Genomic DNA, 4,520 nt, shown 5'->3' with positions numbered 1-4,520 from the left:
AGCCATACCAGAGTGGCACAACTAAAAAGCCTAAAATGACTACTCAACCATAAATTTAGACGACTAAATTTTAGTATTTGAGCATTAGGACAAAATTTGAGATAACTATTGTACGTCTACCCAAAAATCAGCAGTAATAATTTTCTCATTTCGATTAAATTGTCCCCACATTTTATATTTTCCTGGTTTCGGGAAACTAGTTATAAAATGAACCTCAGCAGCTGGAGTATTTTTCATCGCATGAGCATGAATATAGTCTGCTTGTGTTAACGGCGATGACTGCTTGAGGATGACTAAATGCCCTCTTTCTCCTAAATAAGGTTTCAAATCTTTCAGCGGTTGGTTGCTAACAGCATCTTGTAAATTGAAAATTAAGTGAACTTCTTGTCCAGCTTTGATTGTGGGTTGAGATAACTTGAGATTAGCTTTAGTATTACCAAAAGTCTTTGTAGTAGCTAAATCAATCTTAGGTGCAGTTGGACTGTTACCTGGAACTTCTGCTTTTAACACCGAAACTTGTTCTGCTTTTCCTGCTACTTTGTAATCGCTGAAAAGGCTGTAGCTGCCTGGATGGGGAAAATTCGCTTGGACTTCAAAGCGTCCATTTCCTTTATATGTAGGATGAATATGATTAAAAGATTGAAGGTCATCACTGACAACAATAAGATGCATTAATTTTTCTTGGAATTGATCAAAATTAGCAATTGCTTTACCATTGTTGTCTTGCACTTCAATCACTATAGGTACAGGAGTGTTAAAAGTGATTTTGTCAGCAACTGTCAGTTTTGCAGTAGCGTTCGCAGGTTCTAACTTGGAATGACCAGAATGTTCGTCACGGGAATTCTCTATATTGTGAGTGTTATGGGGACTTTCTTCAGCTTTTAATGTTTGGGAATTACCCATATTGTGACCTGCATGGGGATTCGCATTACTTACAGTGGTAGCATTAGAGTCTAGTGTTTCACTTCTATTGACTTGTGAGGCGCAAGCTTGAGCAACAAAAAAAGTTGAAGTGATGGCAAGTGCAGTAAAAAATCGCTTCATTTTTCTCCAATTAATAACTGTAATTAAAAAAATACCATAACTAGAATATTTCAGAATACAAAACTGCCACGAATAGTATACAAAGAAATTTAGTTAATTTACAGATAATACTTAATCTATACGTAAAGATTCCGCTAATTCTGCTGGTGCTAGAACTTGGTCTAAGTTTGTTTTGACAATTAAGACCAAAACAATATAGATAGTTACAAGCTATATATTAACTTTTTCATATGCAAATGAAATTTACATGAAATTTCATAACTTATTAGCCAAAGTCCGTAGCATACCTAAATGAAATCAGCATGAAATTTAGGCAACTCATTAGGAAGAAATTAGCATCGTATCATTAGGTAGATGCTCTTATACCAATAATTGCCTAGCGTGAATTATAAGAAGCATAACTACAGCTTCATAACTAATTCACTTATTTAGCTAGGGAGAAAATTATGACTACAACTAAACTACAAATCTACCCTTGGAAGTTGCATTTAAGCCTGTTTAGAATGCTTGCGTCAGTGCGATCGCCCTTGCTAATGCCTATGTGTAGTATCTGCAAGTATGGTAAAGAAACGCGATCGCTAACTAAGTTGAACAATATCGCAAGGTCGTTACTGCCGCAGGTGTAGCCTAACTCATCTCAAGCATAAAAGCTGAATACATGCTAGCTAATTTGCCTTTCAAGTAGGGAAGGACAGATAGACGAAGACTATCGTTTCTAACCAATGATTTTAGGGCGCGTATTGACAACGCCTAGCAAAATCCCTGATTGGGAGTTGACATTCTCTAAACCACTTATTTCCTTGAATAGAAGTCATCAAAATGAACAAAAAAGTTTTAACCTACAGTCTTGTTGCTCTACTGACAGGCACTACGATCGCAGCTTTTCCCATGATTAACAGCGCCAAAGCCAACGATCACAATCAAGTAGAAACCCCCAATCCAACAAACACAAGCCCTATGCATGGTGGAATGAACATGAGGGCTGAAGTAGATAAGTCGTTTATCGAAATGATGATTCCTCATCATCAAAGTGCTACTGAAATGGCTCAGATGGCTTTGAGCCGAGCCAAAAGCCCTGAAGTCAAAAAGCTGGCGCAATCCATCATTTCAGACCAAACCCGCGAAATTCAGCAGATGCAGGCTTGGTACAAGCAGTGGTACGGCACTGAAGTCCCTATGAGTGGCATGAATATGGGTAACGGCATGGATGAGGCAATGAAGATTTCTATGCAGCAGCAAGAGATGATGGATAAAGAGATGATGACAGCCCTACAAAATGCGCCTAACTTTGACCAGGAATTTCTCCGCCAAATGACTCGCCATCACCGAATGGCGACGATGATGGCTGGCATGGTTGGTAACAGTGCTAGGCACCCCGAGATTAGAAATTTAGCTCAATCCATTGCCAAGAGTCAAAGCACTGAAATTGCTCAAATGCAACAGTTGCTTCAAGTAATGAATACTCAAAATCGAAATACTCCTAATCGTTCGAGTAGGTAATAACTCAATCTCTCCAAAGAGGGGTGGCATAGCTGAAAGCAGGATGGGCAGGCTATTACCTACCCCAGCCTCATTAGTAGGGAAATACAGGTGCAACGACTGCAATTCTCGTTGCAGATACTTTGAACACATCTCATGCAATATTTTTGAAACCATTAAAAAGAATTTAGCAAAATCACTTGACTCTCCAGCCAGATAGAGAGTCTAAGATGAATTCATGAAGTAAGACACTTCAGAGAGTCTAAAGCTGTAGCAGCTTGTGTACTTTCAGTTATGCCATTTGAAACAGCAATCGAAGAAGCGATACCTTTGGTCGGCGCAGCAATCGCTAACTCTGGTTATCCTGCTAGCTAAAGCCGTAAACCATTTGAGTCTTCAACTCCTGATTTTCTTAACTCCATCTTTTTACTATCCAAGTTCAAGGTTTTTAACATTATGACACTCCAAATAAAAGTTCCTAATATGGCTTGCTCTGCTTGTGGAGACACCATTACTAAAGCAGTTAAAACAGTTGATCCTACTGCTACGGTTCAAGCAGATCCAAAAACAAAAATCGTCTTAGTAGATACAAATGCTGACGAAACAGTTATTAAGGAAGCAATTACTACTGCTGGCTATTCTGTCACTTAAAAGCCATCAACAAAGAATAGATCAGCAAACAGAGCAAGGCAACGCTTAGTAAAGTTGCTTGAAAAGCACACAGGCAAAGCTAAGTATAACGGCACTCAGCTATCAATCACACCAAAACACCGTTCTTAGAACTCAGTAAAAGCAGCGGCTAAAAAAGCATATTTAACTATGGATACTCTGAGTCTTAAACTTCGAGGCATGAGTTGTGCCTCTTGCGCTAACAACATCGAAGAAGCGATTCGCTCTGTTCCAGGAGTAAGTGACTGTAACGTTAACTTTGGCGTGGAGCAGGCTACTATCCAGTATGATCCCAAACGCACCAATTTGCAAACAATCCAAGCCGCTATAGATGCTGCTGGGTACTCATCTTACTCACTTCAGGAACAAGAAATGATTACTGGAGAAGATGATGCGGAAAAAACCGCTCGTGAAGCAGAATTACGCACACTTACCCGCAAGCTAGTTGTAGGAGCAATCCTCAGTACTTTAATTGTACTAGGGTCAATTTCTGCTATGACAGGGCTAAATCTGCCTTGGATTCGGACATTGTGGCTAGACAATCCTTGGGTACAGTTGGTACTGGCAACCCCTGTCTTGTTCTGGTGTGGTGCAGACTTCTTCAAAAATGCCTGGAAAGCCTTTAAACGTCATACAGCAACGATGGATACCTTGGTTGCTATCGGTACTGGTGCAGCGTATTTTTATTCACTGTTTGCTACAGTTTTCCCAGGATTTTTCACGGCTGCTGGACTGATGCCTGATGTGTACTATGAAGCAGCAGCAGTCATTACCACCTTAATTTTGCTAGGAAGGCTATTTGAAAATCGTGCTAAGGGCCAAACTTCTGAAGCTATCCGCAAACTCATCGGTTTGCAAGCCAGAGATGCCAGAGTAATCAGAAATGGGCAAGAAATTGATGTTCCTATCCAGGAAGTCCAGATTGGTGATGTAGTTTTGGTGCGTCCAGGAGAAAAAATTCCTGTTGATGGAGAAGTGATAGAAGGTGCTTCCAACGTTGATGAAGCGATGGTGACTGGTGAGAGTTTGCCAGTCAAAAAGCAACCGGGGGATGAAGTAATTGGAGCCACAATTAACAAAACAGGTAGCTTTAAATTCCGAGCAACCCGCGTTGGCAAAGACACTTTTTTATCTCAAATCGTTAAAATGGTGCAACAGGCTCAAGGCTCCAAAGCACCAATTCAGCGCTTGGCAGATCAAGTAACGGGATGGTTTGTGCCAGCAGTGATAGCCATTGCGATCGCTTCCTTCGTCATTTGGTTTAATGTCATGGGCAACTTGACATTAGCCTTAATTACTACAGTCGGAGTGCTGATTATCGCTTGTCC

At 40.4% G+C, this 4,520-nt stretch carries 5 protein-coding genes; 4 read left to right on the top strand and 1 reads right to left on the bottom strand.

The annotated features are described in order from the left end of the window. Positions 1 to 105: 105 nt before the first annotated feature. Positions 106 to 1,044 carry a hypothetical protein gene (locus IQ229_RS14330; RefSeq protein ID WP_162398290.1) on the bottom strand — a complete coding sequence of 313 codons (939 nt, stop codon included), beginning with the start codon at positions 1,042 to 1,044 and terminating at the stop codon, positions 106 to 108. A 446-nt stretch (positions 1,045 to 1,490) separates the two neighbouring features. On the opposite strand from IQ229_RS14330, the gene IQ229_RS14325 reads away from it, so the two are divergent. The 4 genes from IQ229_RS14325 to IQ229_RS14310 all read left to right on the top strand — a co-directional run. Next, positions 1,491 to 1,670 (top strand): hypothetical protein, encoded by a 180-nt coding sequence (locus IQ229_RS14325; RefSeq protein WP_162398291.1) that lies wholly within the window; start codon positions 1,491 to 1,493, stop codon positions 1,668 to 1,670. Positions 1,671 to 1,863: 193 nt separating this feature from the next. After that, on the top strand, positions 1,864 to 2,544 hold the full coding sequence (locus IQ229_RS14320) for a DUF305 domain-containing protein (RefSeq protein WP_162398292.1): 681 nt from the start codon (positions 1,864 to 1,866) through the stop codon (positions 2,542 to 2,544). Between the two features lie 435 nt (positions 2,545 to 2,979). Beyond that, positions 2,980 to 3,174, top strand: coding sequence for a heavy-metal-associated domain-containing protein (locus IQ229_RS14315; protein ID WP_162398293.1), 195 nt, complete (start codon positions 2,980 to 2,982; stop codon positions 3,172 to 3,174). A 168-nt stretch (positions 3,175 to 3,342) separates the two neighbouring features. Beyond that, on the top strand, positions 3,343 to 4,520 hold a 1,178-nt coding region (locus tag IQ229_RS14310; protein WP_194044748.1), incomplete at its 3' end, for a heavy metal translocating P-type ATPase.

Origin of the sequence: Nostoc cf. edaphicum LEGE 07299 (assembly GCF_015207245.1) — a bacterium.
Taxonomy (GTDB): Bacteria; Cyanobacteriota; Cyanobacteriia; order Cyanobacteriales; family Nostocaceae; genus Nostoc; species Nostoc edaphicum_B.
The sequence above is the reverse complement of the archived record's forward strand: the minus strand, read 5'-3'. Positions and strand labels throughout refer to the sequence as shown.